General features: G+C 61.1%; 18 protein-coding genes. 6 read left to right on the top strand and 12 right to left on the bottom strand.

All coding sequences use genetic code 11. The features are described from left to right. Positions 1-23: 23 nt before the first annotated feature. Positions 24-488, top strand: a complete 465-nt coding sequence (locus tag HBO11_RS14680) for a TIGR02444 family protein (protein WP_169955043.1) — start codon at positions 24-26, stop codon at positions 486-488. Here the strand turns inward: HBO11_RS14680 and HBO11_RS14675 are convergent. Next, on the bottom strand, positions 485-1,600 hold the full coding sequence (locus HBO11_RS14675; RefSeq protein WP_170058896.1) for an AlgP family protein: 1,116 nt from the start codon (positions 1,598-1,600) through the stop codon (positions 485-487). The genes HBO11_RS14680 and HBO11_RS14675 overlap by 4 nt on opposite strands. A gap of 192 nt (positions 1,601-1,792) precedes the next feature. Here HBO11_RS14675 and HBO11_RS14670 point away from each other — a divergent pair, with 192 nt between their 5' ends. Then, on the top strand, positions 1,793-2,458 hold the full coding sequence (locus HBO11_RS14670) for an FKBP-type peptidyl-prolyl cis-trans isomerase (RefSeq protein WP_169955373.1): 666 nt from the start codon (positions 1,793-1,795) through the stop codon (positions 2,456-2,458). A gap of 55 nt (positions 2,459-2,513) precedes the next feature. Here HBO11_RS14670 and HBO11_RS14665 read toward each other — a convergent pair whose 3' ends face one another. The 7 genes from HBO11_RS14665 to HBO11_RS14635 all read right to left on the bottom strand — a co-directional run bounded on the left by HBO11_RS14665 (position 2,514) and on the right by HBO11_RS14635 (position 8,903). Next, positions 2,514-2,972 carry an Rsd/AlgQ family anti-sigma factor gene (locus tag HBO11_RS14665; RefSeq protein ID WP_070994033.1) on the bottom strand — a complete coding sequence of 153 codons (459 nt, stop codon included), beginning with the start codon at positions 2,970-2,972 and terminating at the stop codon, positions 2,514-2,516. Positions 2,973-3,176: 204 nt separating this feature from the next. After that, positions 3,177-3,698, bottom strand: a complete 522-nt coding sequence (locus HBO11_RS14660) for a disulfide bond formation protein B (protein WP_169955374.1) — start codon at positions 3,696-3,698, stop codon at positions 3,177-3,179. A gap of 236 nt (positions 3,699-3,934) precedes the next feature. Further along, positions 3,935-5,176, bottom strand: a complete 1,242-nt coding sequence (locus tag HBO11_RS14655) for a heme biosynthesis protein HemY (RefSeq protein ID WP_169955375.1) — start codon at positions 5,174-5,176, stop codon at positions 3,935-3,937. Positions 5,177-5,181: 5 nt separating this feature from the next. After that, positions 5,182-6,294: a uroporphyrinogen-III C-methyltransferase gene (locus HBO11_RS14650; RefSeq protein WP_169955376.1), complete on the bottom strand. Its 1,113-nt coding sequence runs from the start codon at positions 6,292-6,294 to the stop codon at positions 5,182-5,184. A 19-nt stretch (positions 6,295-6,313) separates the two neighbouring features. Further along, positions 6,314-7,081 carry a uroporphyrinogen-III synthase gene (locus HBO11_RS14645; RefSeq protein ID WP_169955377.1) on the bottom strand — a complete coding sequence of 256 codons (768 nt, stop codon included), beginning with the start codon at positions 7,079-7,081 and terminating at the stop codon, positions 6,314-6,316. Next, positions 7,078-8,019 carry a hydroxymethylbilane synthase gene (gene hemC, locus HBO11_RS14640; RefSeq protein WP_169955378.1) on the bottom strand — a complete coding sequence of 314 codons (942 nt, stop codon included), beginning with the start codon at positions 8,017-8,019 and terminating at the stop codon, positions 7,078-7,080. Before hemC ends, HBO11_RS14645 begins: the two co-directional genes overlap by 4 nt. Positions 8,020-8,156: 137 nt before the next feature. Continuing rightward, a complete protein-coding gene (locus tag HBO11_RS14635; RefSeq protein ID WP_169955379.1) occupies positions 8,157-8,903 on the bottom strand; it encodes a LytTR family DNA-binding domain-containing protein in 747 nt (248 codons plus the stop codon). A 552-nt stretch (positions 8,904-9,455) separates the two neighbouring features. Here HBO11_RS14635 and argH point away from each other — a divergent pair. Further along, the gene (gene argH / locus HBO11_RS14630) at positions 9,456-10,850 is read left to right on the top strand and encodes an argininosuccinate lyase (protein ID WP_169955380.1); all 1,395 of its coding nucleotides are present in this window, start codon (positions 9,456-9,458) and stop codon (positions 10,848-10,850) included. 167 nt (positions 10,851-11,017) lie between these two features. Here argH and HBO11_RS14625 read toward each other — a convergent pair whose 3' ends face one another. Continuing rightward, a complete protein-coding gene (locus HBO11_RS14625; protein ID WP_170058895.1) occupies positions 11,018-11,680 on the bottom strand; it encodes a glutathione S-transferase in 663 nt (220 codons plus the stop codon). A 126-nt stretch (positions 11,681-11,806) separates the two neighbouring features. On the opposite strand from HBO11_RS14625, the gene HBO11_RS14620 reads away from it, so the two are divergent. From HBO11_RS14620 to HBO11_RS14610, 3 genes are all read left to right on the top strand, one after another. Next, positions 11,807-12,091 (top strand): hypothetical protein, encoded by a 285-nt coding sequence (locus tag HBO11_RS14620; protein ID WP_057440482.1) that lies wholly within the window; start codon positions 11,807-11,809, stop codon positions 12,089-12,091. 149 nt (positions 12,092-12,240) lie between these two features. Beyond that, a complete protein-coding gene (locus HBO11_RS14615) occupies positions 12,241-12,495 on the top strand; it encodes a TIGR02647 family protein (RefSeq protein WP_169955381.1) in 255 nt (84 codons plus the stop codon). A 168-nt stretch (positions 12,496-12,663) separates the two neighbouring features. Next, the gene (locus HBO11_RS14610; protein ID WP_169955382.1) at positions 12,664-15,504 is read left to right on the top strand and encodes a class I adenylate cyclase; all 2,841 of its coding nucleotides are present in this window, start codon (positions 12,664-12,666) and stop codon (positions 15,502-15,504) included. Here HBO11_RS14610 and rnk read toward each other — a convergent pair. The 3 genes from rnk to cyaY form a co-directional block, all read right to left on the bottom strand. Further along, positions 15,501-15,911, bottom strand: coding sequence for a nucleoside diphosphate kinase regulator (gene rnk / locus HBO11_RS14605; protein WP_169955383.1), 411 nt, complete (start codon positions 15,909-15,911; stop codon positions 15,501-15,503). The genes HBO11_RS14610 and rnk overlap by 4 nt on opposite strands. Positions 15,912-16,054: 143 nt before the next feature. Then, complete coding sequence (locus HBO11_RS14600; RefSeq protein ID WP_169955384.1) at positions 16,055-16,273, bottom strand: DUF1289 domain-containing protein; 219 nt, start codon at positions 16,271-16,273, stop codon at positions 16,055-16,057. 2 nt (positions 16,274-16,275) lie between these two features. After that, positions 16,276-16,608 (bottom strand): iron donor protein CyaY, encoded by a 333-nt coding sequence (cyaY, locus tag HBO11_RS14595; protein WP_038444425.1) that lies wholly within the window; start codon positions 16,606-16,608, stop codon positions 16,276-16,278. Positions 16,609-16,617: the final 9 nt, after the last annotated feature.

Raw genomic sequence — 16,617 nt, 5'->3', positions numbered from 1 at the left:
TGACCGCTGGCTTGGGTGTGAACATGTGCGCTGACCTGTGGAGCTTTGCCCTCTCGACCTACGCCCGTGCGGGCGCTGAAGATGCCTGCCTGCGCTTGCAGGAACAAGGGGCGGATGTGTGTCTGTTGTTGTGCGGGCTGTGGCTGGAACAGCGTGGCGTCGCACCCGAACCTGCGCGTGTGCTGGCACTACGGGAAATTGCCGACCCCTGGCAGGCAGATGTCGTACAGCCCTTGCGCAAGGTGCGCACGCAATGGCGCGCTATGGCGCAGCAGGATGTGGAACTGGGAGCTTTGCGCGAGCGGGTCAAGGCCCTGGAGCTGGAAGCCGAACGGCAGTTGCTGTTACGCCTGGAGGCGCTGGCGAAGGGTTGGCCAACAGGGGAACGAGCCACGGATCAAACATGGCTTGAAGGACTGGCGACCGAAGCCGCCAACCTTGACCACGACGCGCTGCATCAGCTGCGCGCCGCGGCCACCGGCACTTAGGAAGCGCTGGTTGGGGTGGTGACGGGTGCTGCCGGGGCAGGCGTGTTGCTGGCCGGTGCGGTGGTAGCGGCTGGAGCGGCAGGGGTAGCAGGCTTGGCGGCTGCTGGAGCTGGTTTGGCGGCTGGCTTTGCAGCAGCTGGCTTGGCAGCAGCAGGTTTAGCCGCTGATTTTGCAGCAGCAGGTTTGGCAGCTGGCTTAGCGGCTGGTTTTGCGGCAGCAGTTTTAGTAGCTGGCTTAGCGGCCGGCTTTGCAGCAGCAGTTTTGGCAGCTGGCTTGGCGGCTGGTTTCGCAGTAGCAGTTTTGGCAGTTGGTTTAGCGGCAGGCTTTGCAGCAGCAGTTTTGGCAACTGGCTTAGCGGCTGGTTTCGCAGCAGCAGTTTTGGCAACTGGCTTAGCGGCTGGTTTCGCAGCAGCAGGTTTGGCAGCTGGCTTGGCGGCTGGCTTGGCGGCTGGTTTCGCAGCAGCGGTTTTGGCAGCTGGCTTGGCGGCTGGTTTCGCAGCAGCAGTTTTGGCAGCTGGTTTAGCGGCTGGTTTCGCAGCAGCGGTTTTGGCAGCTGGCTTGGCGGCTGGTTTCGCAGCAGCGGTTTTGGCAGCTGGTTTAGCGGCTGGTTTCGCAGCAGCGGTTTTGGCAACTGGTTTCGCAGGCGCTTTTTTAGCAGCAGGCTTGGCCGCAACTTTGGCCGGCGCCTTGGCCGCAACGGCCTTGGCCGGTGTACGAGTGCTCAGCACTTTGGCCACCGCTTCTTTCACACGACCAACACCCTGCGCCAATTTCAGGCTCTCTTGGGCATCGCGCTTGAGTTGAAGGATGTAGGTGCGGGTTTCGGATTGACGATCCTTGAGGGCATCGAGCAAGTCCTCAAGTTCTTTCACGGCGCCCTTGGCTTTGGTTTGCGCCTTGGCTTTGCCGGCGGTTGCGGCGTCTTGCAGTTTGGTACGCGATTTATGCAGTTTTTCTTGCGCCTTGCCGCGTTGCTTTTCCAGCTTGGCGAGCAATTTTTCTGCATCAGCCAAGGCTTGGGAGCAAGCACTTTCCAAATGTTCGAGCAGGCTGCCCGAGAGTTGTTGGAGCAAGTGCAACGGGGTATTAACAGGCTTCTGTTTGGCCGACATGGTTTACCTCCTGGCTGACGTGGGTGCGGCTCATACTAGCCCTCTGCTCTTACCGCCGCTAGGGCATGTTGACAGTATCGAATGCGTTGCGTTGCACCGCACAAAAATTCTTATCGATATAACGAAAAACCACTCCATTCTTTACCCCCTCACACTGGCATAATCCACCGCACTTTCGGCTGGAGAATACCCATGTCGCGTTACCTTTTTTTCATCCTGGGTTTGTCGATTTCAGTGGCCAATGCAACTGAACCGGCGGCGTCCAAAGACAGCCACGACCTGGCCTACAGCCTGGGCGCCAGCCTGGGTGAGCGCCTGCGCCAGGAAGTCCCCGACCTGCAGATCCAGGCCTTGCTCGACGGTCTCAAACAAGCCTATCAAGGCAAGCCCCTGGCACTGGATGAGGCACGCATCGCACAGATTCTCGCCCAGCACGAAGCGCAGGCCAGCCACGAGAGCCAAGTGCCGCAAAGCGAAAAGGCCCTCGCCGCCGAACAACAATTCATGACCACGGAAAAAGCCAGGACCGGCGTGCGTGAATTGGCCGACGGTATCTTGCTCACGGAACTGACCCCCGGCAGCGGGAAAAAGCCGGGCGCCCATGATCGGGTTCAAGTGACGTATGTGGGGCGATTGCCCGATGGCACGATTTTCGACCAGAGTGCCCAGCCCCAATGGTTTCGCCTGGACAGTGTGATCAACGGCTGGCAAAGCGCGTTGCAGCAGATGCCGGTGGGCGCGAAGTGGCGCCTGGTGATTCCATCGGCACAAGCCTATGGCGCAGACGGCGCAGGTGAGTTGATAGCACCTTACACGCCACTGGTTTTCGAGATTGAGTTGCTCGCAACCGGAGCCTGACCCCAACGAAAAACGGTGCGCCATGCGCACCGTTTTCTTGTCTCGCCGCGAAGGCTCAAGCCTGGGTTGCAGGCTCTTCCTTGTGGGCGTTGTGCAGCACTTCGATCAGGCAGTCTTCCAGCTCGAAACGCTCATGGAGCAAGCCGCCCAGCTCTTTGAATTTTGCGGCAACGCACTCACCCTTGTCGCAGAGGTCGTTAAAAGCCAGGAGCTTTTCGGTGATGACGTCGATGCGCGGGTAAATGGTCTTGGCCAAGTCCAGGCCACGCTGGTCGTCAAAGGCCTCGGCCTCCTTGGTCAGTTGCTCATACACCCCGAAGTGCCCTGCCGAGACGTAGTCCACCAAGACACCACAGAACTCCTGCAGAGGCTTGCGGTTCTCAGCCAGAGCCTCGGGTTTCTCACCAAGAGCATCAAAGGCCCGAACCAATTCGTGACGTGCTTTCAACCAGCTGTCGATCAGCTTATGCACACCACCCCAGCGTTCCTGAGCATTCTGACAACTTTCCAACATGATGATCTCTTCCCTTATGGGCGGTGCCGCTTTTGCCCGCGCAATACGTCGAGGATAAGCGGCAAGCGGACAACGCCGCATCGAACAAACTGTTTCAATAACGCGTGCGGGCCAGATTATGCCCGCGTGACTATGGCTTCAAGGTACGCAGACCAGAAAGTTCATACAAGTGTTTAATCCCATCCTACGAGCCAACACACCCAATCAGTGCTTCACGAACCGCAAACCCGGGCCGGGCAACAAACGCGAAAACTGCGTTGCCCCCAGGATGAGCATGGCCACGAAGAACAGCAGGCTCCACTCCGGGATGCTCAAGTCGAACAGCGTCCAGTTGATTTCCACACAATCGACGGTGCCCTTGAATGCCAGTTGCAAGGCTTGCCCCAGCGACAGGTTTTCGATCATGTATTCCAGGCTCGGCCAGCAGTTGGGCATCTGGTCAGGCGGGATGTTCTGCAACAGCACCTGGCGCACCGCTGTCACTGCGCCGAGCAGCGCACAACCCATGCTCGCCGCCCAGTACAGGTAAATGCCCACGCGCCTGGGGCCATGGAGCGTTGCTATCAGGGTAATCAAGGTGAACACCGCCAGCAGGCTGCGCTGGATCAGGCACAGGAAACAAGGTCGCAGCAGAGCCCCGTATTCCAGATAAAAAGACGCGCCCAACGTCAGCACACCGGCCATGAACGCCAGGAAGAACAAGGAGCGTGAGGGGGCCAAAGACATTGTTTATCCGCAACGCAAGAGATAGGTAGTTACGGTAGAGGAAAGACCTTACCCCTTTCAATACGCGCTGGAGCAGACGCTTCCGCGAGATAGCAGGGATATCCCGTCAGAGGGCAGGCGACTTTACGTGGCCCGGTGTGGGAAACCACCTCAAGCCCCTGAAATCGAGAAAACCCAGGGATTTTGAAGGGCTGGTTACCAGATGCTTCCGAGCCAACCCTTCAAAACATCCTACGTTAAACCCGTGCAGGCACCGGTAGCGGCGAAGCCAGCAGGCGACTATCCAACAACCCCAGGCCTTCCTGGAACAGTTGATTACTGCGCTCGGTGTCACCCAACTGCGCCAGCAATCGCGCCAATTCGGCGCAGGCCTCGGGGTTACGTTGCACTTGCAGGCTGCTTTCCAGATAGTCCCGCGCCTTGCCCCAAAGACTGTTTTGCAGGCAGAGCCGGCCCAGCGTCAGCAACAGGCTGGCGTCCCCCGGATGGTCCTTGAGCCAACCTTCGGCGAATTTCAGCTGGCGTGCCGGGTCGCTACCGCGCAGCAGGCCATACAACCTGATCAAGTGACTGTCGTAACCACGCTTGAGCGCAACACGCAGCGCCTCTTCGGCCTTGGCATCGGCGCCCAATTGGCGCAATTGCTCGGCATAGGCCAACACCAACTGGGGATCCTGGCGCTGGGCCGAGGTCAATTGTTGCCAGGCCCGTTCAAGGGACTGCAGACCCGCCTCGCCTTGTTCTTCACGCTGTACCGCCAGGCTCAGGTTTTCACCCCAGGCCCGGCGCTCCAGATCCGCCAGCTCGGGGGCGGGCAGCACTTTGTCCTTGCGCAGTTCCGGTAACAGCCGGATCACCGAGGACCAGTCACCGCGCTGCTGGTGCAAGCGCTGGAGCTGGCGCAAGACCTGGGCGTTGTGCGGATGGCGCTCATGCATGGCCTGCAGCGTCACGAGGGCCGCATCCGTGTCGCCACGGTCCATCTGCAACTGCGCGTGGCTCAAGGCGATGGCGAGCTCGGCCTGGGGCTGACGCTCCAGGGCGCGCTCCAGCAGGCTGTCGGACTCTTCATAACGGCCCTGCTCGTTGGCCGCCCGAGCTGCGCCAAGGTAATACAGCAATGGTTGGCGTTCGGCTTCCGCCGCGCGGTGCAGGTGCCGCTCGGCACTGGCCCAGCGGCCTTCCGCCAGGTCCATCTGCCCTTGTTCAATAGCGACTTGCACCCGTCGACTGCGATTGCGCCGCGACCACGGGTTGACCACGCCACCGGAAGTCGTCACCAGGCCCAGCAGTACCCGCAGCAGATAGATCGCCAGGCCGACGACAAACACCGCCACCAGGGTCGACCACAGGCCGGACTCATAATGCAGCATATGGGGGTAGCTGATCAGCACATAGCCGGTGTGTTTCGAGATGCCCACAGCCAGCGCCAGGGCGAGAGCAATCGCCAGCACCAGGATCACATAGAAACGCTTCATCGGCTTTACTCCTGGGTCGCCGGCTTACCGGCGGAAGCCTTGGCTTCATCGGCAGACAGGTGGCGGCGTTCAAGGTAAGCCTGCACCGCAGACAAACTCGCGGCGAGGTCCGGGGTCACCACCGAGACGGCCTTGGGCTCAAGCTCGGTGATACGCGCCAGCATGGCCTGGCTTTGCGGATTGTCCTGGTTGAAGTTGCCCTGCAACACGCTGCGCGCCTCGCCCAGCGCTCGGGCGTATACCGCCGGCTCGCCATTGAGTGCGGCCCATTGCGCCTGCTCCAGCGCCAGGCTCAGGGCCAGGCGCACCTGGTTCAGGCCTTGGCCTGCCAGCAACGGGCGGATGTTATCGTCGGGATTGAAGTCGATACGGAAGTAGCGGGAAATCTGCTCCCACCATTGGCTCCAGCGATTGTCAGTGTCGGTAGTCGCAAGGCCTTGCGGGCTTTCTTGCAGCTGATATTCCGGGGACACGGCCGCCAGTTGCACCACCTGGTCACGCAGCGCCGCCAGCTGCAGGTACAGCCCGGTACGATCCGGCTGCTCGACACTGCGCAACGCCGCCAGGCTCTTGGCCAATTGCTCACGGGCGGCGTACGAACCCGGATCGCTCTGCTCGCGCAGGATCTCATCGGCGCCCTGCACCAGCGCCTGGGCACTGTTGATGTCCTGCAACGCTGACAAACGCAGGCTGGCCAGGCGCAGCAGATGCTCGGCCTCGGCCAGGCGCCAGTCCTTGCGGCTGGCACCCAGCACGGTTTCCAGACGCTGGTTCAGGCGCTGCTGGTCGCCCTGTAATTGCGCGACCAACCGGCGGCGTTCCTCCAGCTCATCAGCACCGGGCAATTGTGCCAGACGTGCGGCCAACTGCTGTTGCGCCTGCGCGATGCCCTGGGATTGTTCATCCAGGGTGCGCACCTGCCCCAACTGTTGCTGGCTGCTCGCTTGCAAGGCCCGGACCTGCCAGAGCCCCCAGCCGCCAGCCGCAACACCGGCGGCACCAAGCAGCAGAGCGAGGATCGCCAGGCCATTGCCACGGCGAGGCGCAGTGATCGGGGTCTCAACAGGCGCATCGAGCGCGGGCTGAGCTTCATCTTTAGGCAAGGCTGTTTCGCTCACGTGTCCATCCTTTGCGTTATTAGAGAGTGGGAACGGGCTGGCTCCGTAACGCCACTAGCAAAGCCGCGGCACTGGCACCACGGCAATCCACAACTTTTTCCGCGCCCGCCGCCCGCGCCATTTCGGCGACTCGTGGGCTGGGCACGAACAACGGCAACTGGGCCACGCGTGGCCAATGGGCACCGGCGAGGCCTTGCAGATGCAAAAACCCCTGCCCACTGCTGACCACCAGGCCGTTCAAGCGTTCCACTGCAATGCGTTGGGCGAGCACATCCGGGTCGTAGGCCGGCAGAAACCGACGATACAACTCCAGATAATCGACACTAGCACCTTGGCCGCGCAAACGCTCAGCCAGCAGCTCTCGCCCACCCTGCCCGCGCAGGATCAATACCCGCGCATGGTCAACAGCGACAGCCTCGCGCAACCTGGGCAATGCAAGCAAGGCCTCACTGTCATCCCCAAGCTCGGGGTAGCTCACGTTAAGGCCATGCTCAGCCAGGACCTGGGCCGTTGCCGCACCAACGCTGAACCACGGCAAGGCCGGCACTGCTGGCGCGTATTGATCAAGCAAGTGCAACGCCCGGCGTGCGGCCGGCTTGCTCACGACGATCACCGCACAATAGCGATCCAGGCCCTGAAAAACCGCCCGGTGTTCAGCAGTGATGGGCAAGGGTTGGGTTTCCAGCAACGGCAGGCTGCTGCTGAAGATACCGGCTTCGGACAACGAGGCCGCCAAGGCTGCCGAATCCTCGGCAGGCCGCGTCAGCAGCACACGCCAGTCGGTCACTGCGGACCGGCCTCGCCATAGACTTTTTGCAGAATGGCGCCGGCGCCTTTTGCCAGGAGTTCTTCGGCTACCTGCACGCCCAGGCTCGCGGCTTCGGCTTGTGGCCCGCGGATTTGCGCGGTGAGCAGCAAACCACCGTCAGGGTCGCCCACCAGGCCGCGCAGCCACAGGTTCTCACCCTCAAGTACCGCGTAGCAGGCAATCGGCACCTGGCAGCCACCGTTGAGGTGTTTGTTCAGGGCGCGTTCGGCGGTGACACGAACCTCAGTGTCTTGGTGATCCAGAGGCTTGAGCAGCGCCTGGATTTCCCGGTCTGCGGTGCGGCATTCGATACCGACTGCTCCCTGGCCACCGGCCGGCAGGCTGTCCTCGACACTGATGGCCGAGGTGATGCGGTCTTCAAAGCCCAGACGAATCAGGCCAGCCGCCGCCAGGATGATCGCGTCGTACTCGCCGGCATCCAGCTTGGCCAGGCGGGTATTGACGTTGCCCCGCAGGAAGCGGATCTGCAGGTCCGGGCGACGGGTCAGCAACTGGGCCTGGCGACGCAGGCTGGAGGTGCCGACGATACTGCCCTGCGGCAATTCATCGAGGGAGGCGTAGGTGTTGGACACGAAAGCATCGCGCGGGTCTTCACGCTCGCAGATGCAATACAGGCCCAGGCCTTCGGGAAAGTCCATCGGCACGTCTTTCATCGAGTGCACGGCGATGTCGGCTTCGTTCTCCAGCAGAGCGGTTTCCAGCTCCTTGACGAACAGGCCCTTGCCACCGATTTTCGACAGCGGCGAGTCGAGCAGCTTGTCGCCGCGACTGACCATGGGCACCAGGGTCACCGTGAGGCCAGGATGGGCTTGCTCAAGGCGGGCTTTGACGTATTCGGCCTGCCACAAGGCCAGGGCGCTTTTACGGGTGGCGATGCGGATTTCGCGAGAGGACATGGATCAATCCGTACTGAATAGATACGGCAGATAATAACAGCTCAGGCAGAACCGCCTTGATTTGAATCAGCAAGTGCGGGGCCTCCCTGGCCGCAGCGCACCGCAATTGGGGCATGCAGGTCGCTACAGCCTTCGGGCTAAAGCTGCTGCATCATCTTGCGCACGCCTGCGACGTGGCGCCGGCTGACGATCAATGCGTCGCCGTTGAGCCCTTTGAGGAACAGCTGGAAATGGCCCAGGGGCGTGCGCTGCAGACGCTCGATGCGTTCGCGGGCCACCAGCGCGTTGCGGTGGATACGCACGAAACGCTCGCCAAATTCGTCTTCCAGGGCCTTGAGCGGCTCATCGAGCAGCACTTCACCGTGCTCGTGACGCAAGGTCACGTACTTGTGATCGGCAATGAAATAAATCACCTGGTCCACGGGAATCAGCTCGATACCCTTGCGAGTCCTGGCACTGATATGGCTGCGGGGGCCGTTGCCACTTTGCGCCGCGGGCTGGGTCAGGGCGGCAAGTTGCACGCGATTGGGCCGCTCGGCTTTCTTCAAGGCCTTGAGCAGGGCATCGGCTGATACCGGCTTGGCCAGGAAGCTGACACCGCTGGCCTCCAGGGCCTCGGCAGAGAACTCCTCGTCGCTGGCGCATAACACCAGCGCCGGCGGCGACTCGCGCTCGCTCAAGCGGGCGGCGACCTGCAGGCCATCAAGGCCCGGCATGCGGATATCGAGGAGCACCACGTCCGGCTTCAGGCTGTCGATCAAGGTCAATGCCTCGTCGCCACTGGACGCGCTCGGTTCAAGGGCAGTGTATCCCTCGAGTTCACTGACCATACGGCTCAGTCGCTCGCGGGCTTGGGGTTCGTCATCAACGATCAGGACATTCATATTGCGCTGGATTCCTGCGTGAGTCTCGCACAAGGATAGCGTAGACAGGTGCGGTGACTTCCGTCACGGCGATCCACGCTAAGACTAGCGTGAGCGGCAAAAAGTGCCCCGAGAGCGACACCAATATTTACCCGGACCTGTTCAATACCGCCCAAAACCCGATACCGCAGGGCATCGTCATAGGGTTTGCTGATACTCAATATGAACACCCCCTCTACTTTAAGGTTAGCCTGGAGTTCGACCTCATCGCCTGGCATTGGTGCACTGCACCCCTGTCAGTGCAACTGTAGACGCTCACGAAGGCGACATTGCTCAATCGTCAAATATCGTCTCAATAAACACCCTTTGTTTACCTCAGGAACCGACCGGTTTAAACCCCCGCGTTCACTCCCGCCTCCAGTCTCATCCCGGACGCGGCCAACGGCAAGGCACTTTGCCACCCATCAAACAAATAAAAATGCCGACGCGGCGTATCAACGCCTCCACGGACAACCCTGTTATTATCGGCGGCACACTTTCATGCCCTCTTTTAAGCAGATCACGAGCGAATCCATGAGCACCGACAAGACCAACCAGTCCTGGGGCGGCCGCTTCAGTGAGCCCGTCGACGCCTTCGTCGCGCGCTTCACCGCCTCCGTCAATTTCGACCAGCGCCTCTATCGCCACGACATCATGGGCTCGATCGCCCACGCCACCATGCTGGCCAAGGTCGGCGTGCTGACCGATGCCGAGCGCGACAGCATCATCGATGGCCTGACCACCATCCGTGGCGAAATCGAGGCTGGCACCTTCGACTGGCGCGTGGACCTTGAAGACGTGCACATGAATATCGAGGCGCGTCTTACCGACCGCATCGGCGTGACTGGCAAGAAGCTGCACACCGGGCGCAGCCGCAACGACCAGGTGGCCACCGATATCCGCCTGTGGCTGCGCGATGAAATCGACCTGATCCTGGCCGAAATCACCCGCCTGCAAAAAGGTCTGCTGGAGCAGGCCGAGCGTGAATCGGACACCATCATGCCCGGCTTCACCCACCTGCAGACCGCACAACCCGTGACCTTTGGCCACCACCTGCTGGCCTGGTTCGAAATGCTCAGCCGCGACTACGAGCGCCTGGTCGACTGCCGCAAGCGCGCCAACCGCATGCCTCTGGGCAGCGCGGCCCTGGCCGGCACCACCTACCCGATCGACCGCGAGTACACCGCGCAACTGCTGGGTTTCGACGCCGTGGGCGGCAACTCCCTGGACGGCGTATCGGATCGCGACTTCGCCATCGAGTTCTGTGCAGCAGCCAGCATCGCGATGATGCACTTGTCGCGTTTCTCCGAAGAACTGGTGTTGTGGACCAGTGCACAGTTCCAGTTCATCGACCTGCCGGACCGCTTCTGCACCGGCAGCTCGATCATGCCGCAAAAGAAAAACCCCGACGTGCCGGAGCTGGTGCGCGGTAAAAGTGGCCGTGTATTCGGCGCACTGATGGGCCTGCTGACCCTGATGAAGGGCCAGCCCCTGGCCTACAACAAGGACAACCAGGAAGACAAGGAACCGCTGTTCGACGCCGCCGACACCCTGCGCGACTCGCTGCGCGCATTTGCCGACATGATCCCGGCGATCAAGCCCAAGCACGCGATCATGCGTGAAGCGGCGCTGCGCGGTTTCTCCACCGCCACTGACCTGGCGGACTACCTGGTGCGCCGTGGCCTGCCGTTCCGTGACTGCCATGAAATCGTCGGGCATGCCGTGAAGTACGGCGTGGACACCGGCAAGGACCTGGCGGAAATGAGCCTGCAAGAGCTACGTCAGTTCAGCGACCAGATCGAGCAGGACGTGTTCGCGGTGCTGACCCTGGAAGGCTCGGTCAATGCCCGCAACCATATCGGCGGCACGGCTCCGGCCCAGGTCAAGGCAGCAGTGGTGCGCGGCCAGGCCCTGCTCGCCAGCCGCTAAAAGCATCGCAGGCAAGCCAGCTCCCACCTTTGACCAGAGCCTTCAATTTAACTCGGTCAAAATGTGGGAGCTGGCTTGGCTGCGATAGCATCACCTTAGTGTCACTGACACACCGAGGTGCCTGCATCGCGGGCAAGCCCAGCTCCCACACAAGCCCGCTCCCACATTTATGACTTCTTCGCCGCGACCATCGCCATGAAGGCTGGCATCGCCGCCTCCTTGTCCGCCGCCACTCGCTGGGCGTTGGGCAGGTCTTGCAACTTCTTCAGCAAGGCCTTGGCCTTCGGCAACTCAGCCAGCAGATCCAGGCCAAACAGCTTCCCACCGACCGCACACGCCAAGTCCACGCTGTACATAAAATACAGATCGGCAAGCGTAAAACTCTCCCCCGCCACATACGGCGCAAACTTGCCGTGCCGGCCCAGTGATGCAATCCCCAACAGCAACTCGGCCTTGGCCTTGTCCTTGATCGCCTGCGGTACCGTCATGCCAAAGAACGCCTCGCCATAACAAGCGCGGGCCGGCAGTTCGATGTACAACTCGATTTCCCGGCACAGCGCCAACACTTGGGCGCGCTGGAATGCATCGCCTGGCAGCAGGGCCGGGCCCGACTGGGTCTGCTCGAGGTATTCGAGAATCACGCTGGTTTCGTTGATAAAACCTTTCTCGACCTTCAGCACCGGCACCTTGCCGCGCGGGCTCACCACCAGGGCTTCAGGGGTTTGCCCGGCATAAAAAGCCACTTCCTCGAAGGGCAGGCCTTTTTCCAGGAGCGCCAGCTTGACCATGTTGTAGTAGTTACTGACCGAAAATCCGTAGAGCTTGAGCATCACAAAGCCTCCAGGCCGTGCAGGGGGTTGGCTGGGTAGGTTATAGAACGTGATGCGCCGCCTGACCAGCAGCATCACCTGGCTGAATGGAGGTAGACTGGCGCCCTTTCCTGACAGGAGGCAGCCATGAGCGAGCCAACCGATATCGACAACGACGACGAAGAGTTCGCCGAATCCACCCTGACCCAAGCGATCGAAAACCAGATCGAAAGCGACAACCCGCCCGCGGCCAAGGCCACGTTCAACAAGCTGACTCTGGTGGGTTACGAGCGCGAAGACATCCTGAACCTGATGGCCCATGTGCTGGCCGTGGAAATCGACGCGATGCTGGAAGAAGACCGGCCGTTCAACACCGACTGGTATGAAACCGCCCTGCGCGCACTGCCAGAGCTGCCGCCGGAAAACCAGTAGGCCCCTGGAACCGCCATCGCCGGCAAGCTGGCTCCTACAGGAGTGCGGCTTGCCTCCCCTGTGCCCATATCGCACTGGACAGTTCGCCCAAGTACGTTCACCTTAGGGGCTGCTAGCGTCTGACAATTCCTAGAACGTCTGGAGTCCTTATGTCGTATACCCCTGAGTTGGTTGCCGAACTGGAAATCCTTGCACTTTTTAACCTGGGCAATATCCAGGAAGGCCTGAAAGTCCATCAGACCGCCGCTCCCACTGCCATTGCTGCTGCCAAACGCCTGTTCGAGAAAAAACTGATCGACCAGCCAGATGGCGGCTACCTGACCAGCCTGGGCCGCGACGCGGCAGAACAAGCGCAAACATTGCTGACGATTCTGACTACCGCTACCACCAAAGAAGCCGCCTGATCCACCGTATCGCCCACGGGATCCTCTGTTCACGGATTCCGCGGGCATTCCTGTGTGCACGATAAAATTCTGACGTCAAAAACAAATTCCCCTTAAGCCTCCTACGATTCTGTCTGTAAACTCCTACACGGCTGCCCACGCCGGGCCCTGCGAGCCGTTGAGTTCGACATGACCAGTACCCATGAAATCCGCCCTGACTTGGATGAAGGCATTGACCGCAAGGTACTGGCCCAACTGCGCTCGCGTTTCCTGACCCTCAATGCCGGCCGCATGGCCCGCGCCGTCGAAGGCCTGACGCCGCGCCAGCAAAGCGTGCTGGCGCTGCTGCCGCTGTTTTTCCACGTCAATCACCCGCTGCTGCCGGGCTATGTCTCGGGCAGTACGCCGGCCGGCTTGGCGAATTTTGAACCGGATGCCCAGGTCCTGGCCGAAGCCCAGCGCCTGACCCGCTCGTTTTCCTACAAACCACGCCATGGCAACCCGCCCACCCCGATCCACGGCCTGTTCCTGATGGGCAGCCTCGGCACGTTGGCCCAGGCTGACCAGAGCGATATGGACGTGTGGGTGTGCCACGCCGCCGACCTGAGCGAGGCCGAGCTGGGCGAGCTGCGCAAAAAATGCCAACTGCTGGAAGCCTGGGCCCTGGGCATGGGCGCCGAAGCGCATTTTTTCCTGATCGAACCGAGCCGCTTTGCACAGGGCGGTCGCGATACCCAGCTCAGTTCAGATGACTGTGGCACCAGCCAGCACTATCTGTTGCTCGACGAGTTCTACCGCACCGCCATCTGGCTGGCCGGGCGCACGCCGATCTGGTGGCTGGTACCGGTCTACGAAGAAGCGCGCTACGCCGAATTTACCCACACGCTGATTTCCAAACGTTTTATCCGCGCCGACGAAACCCTCGACCTCGGGCACCTGGCCCATATTCCACCTGGGGAATTCATCGGCGCCGGCCTGTGGCAACTGTTCAAGGGCATCGAGTCACCCTATAAGTCGGTGCTCAAGCTGTTGCTGACCGAGGTGTATGCCAGCGAACACCCCAAGGTGCAGTGCCTGAGCCTGCGTTTCAAACGCGCAGTGTTCGCCAACCAGTTGGATCTGGATGAGCTGGACCCGTATATCGTGGTCTACCGCCGCATCGAGGAATACCTGCGCAGCCGCAACGAACCCGAACGCCTGGAACTGGTGCGGCGCAGCCTGTACCTGAAGGTCAACCGCAAGCTCACCACCGGCCAGCGCACCATCGGTTGGCAGCGCGCACTGCTGGAGCGCCTGGCCAATGAATGGGGCTGGGACCAGCGGCAACTGGCCCTGCTCGACAGCCGCAGCCAGTGGAAAGTGCGCCAGGTCGCGTCCGAGCGCCGGGCCCTGGTCAATGAGCTCAATTACAGTTATCGCTTCCTGACCCAGTTCGCCCGCACCGAACAGACCGTGAGCCTGATCAACAAGCGCGACCTCAATGTGCTGGGCCGGCGCCTGTACGCGGCCTTCGAACGCAAGGCCGGCAAAGTCGAGTTCATCAACCCCGGGATTGCTCCGGACCTGGCCGAAGACACCCTCACCCTGGTTCATTCGCCCAATCGCAAGGAGCCGGGTCAGTTTCATTGGGGCCTGTACAACGGCAGCCTGACCGCCCTGGAATGGGAGCACTTTGCGCCGATCAAACGCAGCCGCGACCTGCTGGAGATGCTCACCTGGTGCCATCGCAACGGCGTGATCGACAGCAGCACACGCCTGGCCCTGCACCCCGGCACCAGCGACTTGAGCGAATTCGAGCTGTTCAACCTGCTGGGCAGCCTGCAACAGACCGTCGCCCTGCCCCTGGCCACGGTCGATGAAGAACGCCTGCTGCGTACGGCGATACCCGAGGAGGTGCTGTTGCTGATCAACGTCGGCGTCGACCCCCTCAAGCATCACCGTGACTTGAATATCCTGATGACCACCGAGCGCACCGACTCCCTGAGTTACGCCGGCGTCAGGGAAAACCTGGTGCTGACCCTGGACCAGGTGACGCTCAACAGCTGGAACGAGGTGATGGTCAGCCGCTACGAGGGGCCCCACGCCCTGCTCGATTGCCTGCGCGATTACCTGAATCAGTTACCGCATGACCGATTGCCGCGGCTGCGGGTGCGTTGTTTCTGTCACAACCGTGCGCAGTTCATTGCCCAGCGGGTCGAAGAGATTTTCGATACCGCGCAAAACCTGATGCTCAGCCAGCTCAACCACCGCTATCTGATCCAGGTACAACAGCACTATCACGTCATGGAGCTGGCACCGGGGCAAGCCAATCACGTGTCATTGCCCAGCCAGCAGGCGCTGGTGGACTACCTCAGCGAGGAGCTGGCCAGCTACAGCCCGTTGCACCTGGATGCCATGGCCCTGGAAGACCACGACCTGGCAGCACTGCTGCCCATGGGCCAGGCCGATTGTGTGCAGGTGTTCTACCGCATCAACGACGGCTTCGCCGAGCTGTACGTACTCGACGAGTTCAACGCCCTCTGGCAACAGCGCCTGCCGTTTCATGATGAGCAGAGCTTGCTCGCGCCTTTGCAGCGCTTCCTGCAATCGATCATTTATCGACGGGACGCGCTGTCACCGCTGGACCCGCAGCAGCCACTGGGGGCGGTGCAGACGCTGTATTACCAACTGCTGCCATCGGCAGGCGGCCGTACCCGTCGGGTCGAGCCACGGCCTGCGCCGCAGACTCCGGCCAACAAACCGTTCTACGACGTGCAGGCGATTATCGGCAAGGGTGCGCCAGGCCAGGTGGGGATTACCCTGTACTGCAATCAGCGGGAGTTTTGCGAACTGGAGTTTGGCGATCAGCTGTTTGCTGTGGTCGCCCAGGAGATCGTCGGGCAGCGCCGGGAAACCGAGCGCTATCGTTGCTACATCACCGATTTGGACCTATCCGGCCTACTCGGTGATGTTCAAAGCCCAAGCAATCTGTACCTGCGCTACAAAGCCGAGTTGGAGCAGGCGCTCAACCAGGCCTTGAATGAGGTTTAGAGCGCGAATGCGCCGCCGTCCTTCGGCTGGCCTTCGACACTCAGCAGCTCAAGCTTGAGGGTCTTGCCGCCCGGAGCAGGCCAATCGATGTGCTGGCCGACTTGCAGGCCCAGCAACGCACTGCCCACCGGGGCCAGGATCGAGATCTTGCCTTCGTCGGCATTCGCGTCCTTGGGGTAGACCAGGGTCAGGTGATAGTCCTTGCCGCTGCTTTGCTCACGGCAATGCACGCTGGAGTTCATGGTCACGACACCGGCAGGCACTTCATCGTGGCCAACCACCTCTTCGGCGCGGTCAAGTTCGGCTTGCAGGGCGATGACGCCTGGCAGTTTGTCGTCCATACGGTCGATCAGTTGCTCAAGACGTTGCACATCGAGACGGGTGAGGATGATGGAAGGTGCAGTCATGATTGCGGCAGACTCCTTTTTTTCTGCACAAAAAAGCAAAACCCCGCCAATAAACGGCGGGGTTCTCACGGACCTCGATGAGTTGAGGTATACCCGGACACTACCACAGCACACCAAATAAACAAGATGGGCCGGCCTGAAGGTCAGGCGCCAGCCTTGCGTTGCTCGGCCTGGGCGACGATCACGCGGCGCCGCTGATCGTCGGCGGAGCGCCATTCCCGGATGTCTTCCACATGCCGAAAGCAGCCAAGGCAGACTTTTTGCTCATCCAGCCGACACAAACTGATACAAGGTGACGGCACAGCCGGGCTGACATTGCTGAACAGCGGCTTGGGCGGACGGACGGGCGCGGGCTGGGTCACGATCAGATCTCATCGAAGTCCAGCTCGACGCCGGCTTGTTCCAGGGTGATGCGTGCAAGCATTTCGCTCAACAGCTCGTCACTGGTGTCGTTCGACCAGCGTTTTTCTTCTTCGTCGTAGTCGAAGTGAAACCCTCCGGAACGCGCGGCCAGCCACAGCTGGCGCAGCGGCTCCTGGCGGCTGAAGATCAATTGGCTGCCGTTCTCAAACTTGACGGTCAACACGCCTGCAGAATTTTCCAGATCCACGTCCAGGCCACTCTCGTCGAAAATATCCTCCAGCGCTTGCTGGGTCGCATCGACCAGGTCGTGAAAGCGGGCTTCGGTCAAACTCATGGTGGGAAC

Source organism: Pseudomonas sp. WS 5010 (assembly GCF_012985565.1).
Lineage (GTDB): Bacteria > Pseudomonadota > Gammaproteobacteria > Pseudomonadales > Pseudomonadaceae > Aquipseudomonas.
The sequence above is the reverse complement of the archived record's forward strand: the minus strand, read 5'-3'. Positions and strand labels throughout refer to the sequence as shown.